2 rRNA genes are annotated in these 1281 nt (G+C 61.7%); both read right to left on the bottom strand.

Features of this window, described 5'->3' with window-relative positions:
- Nucleotides 1-714: ribosomal RNA gene (locus CI601_RS04615) — 23S ribosomal RNA — on the bottom strand; the annotation flags it as partial.
- 408 nt (nt 715-1122) lie between these two features.
- Nucleotides 1123-1281 (bottom strand): 16S ribosomal RNA (locus CI601_RS04620); the annotation flags it as partial.

Below are 1281 nucleotides of genomic sequence, written 5' to 3' on the forward strand. Positions count from 1 at the left end.
AACGCCCTTATCGGACTCGCTTTCGCTACGGCTGCCCCACACGGGTTAGCCTCGCCACGCACCACTGACTCGCAGACTCATTTTTCGATAGGCACGCCGTCACCCCGAAAGGCTCCGACGGATTGTAGGCACACGGTTTCAGAAACTCTTTCACTCCCCTCCCGGGGTGCTTTTCACCTTTCCCTCACGGTACTCGTACGCTATCGGTCAGACAGGAATATTCAGGCTTACCCCACGGTCGGGGCCGATTCACACGGGATTCCACGAGTCCCGCGCTACTTGGGAACAAGAACCGGGAGGCGGCGCGCCTTCGGCTACGGGGCCATCACCCTCTACGGCCGGGAATTCAATCCCGTTCGCCTCACACGCCGCTTTATCACTGCCGCCGGGCCCGTCGGAGCCCGGACGCCAAGTCCCACAACACCCATGCCGCAACCCCCGACGGGTCTCACACGGCACCGGTTTGGCCATCATCCGCTTTCGCTCGCCACTACTCACGGAATATCCTTTCCTGCAGGTACTGAGATGTTTCACTTCCCTGCGTACCCCCCGCACGAATGCGGTGCCGGCCCATAACAGCCGGCGGGTTACCCCATTCGGACACCCTCGGATCAAAGCCCTGTCGGCGGCTCCCCGAGGCCTATCGCGGCCCCACGCGTCCTTCATCGGTCCTGTCTGCCAAGGCATCCACCATGCGCCCTTGCCGACAACACGACCACAGGCCATGCCACGACAACAACAACTGCGAACTGCCAGACGACAAATCATCACACTAAACGATCACAAAACGATCGACCCGAACCCACTCAAAAAAATAGGCTCGGACGAAACAATACAGCAGACAGCCAGCACAACAGCCGGCCATCCGCTCGCGTCCACTATCCAGTTCTCAAACCACCAGCGCACCGACGACACCCGACACGGGGCAACACCCCACACGGGAACCGACGGGCGACGGGAACACCACCAACAAGGGTGGCGGTCCGGGAACCCAACAGCGCATCCATGCCACAGCCTTCAGACCGTTCCACGCCAGCACGCCCACGCCAACCGGCCAACCGGCCGGCCCGCAGGCACGACCCCCACGCAGACCGCGCAGAGGAATTTCCATAATCTCCGTAGAAAGGAGGTGATCCAGCCGCACCTTCCGGTACGGCTACCTTGTTACGACTTAGTCCCAATCGCGGACCTCACCTTAGACGGCTCCCCCCCAAACGGGTTGGGCCACCGGCTTCGGGTGCTGCCCACTTTCATGACTTGACGGGCGGTGTGTACAAGGCC

Origin of the sequence: Bifidobacterium sp. wkB344, assembly GCF_003688305.1 — a bacterium.
Taxonomy (GTDB): domain Bacteria; phylum Actinomycetota; class Actinomycetes; order Actinomycetales; family Bifidobacteriaceae; genus Bombiscardovia; species Bombiscardovia mizhiensis.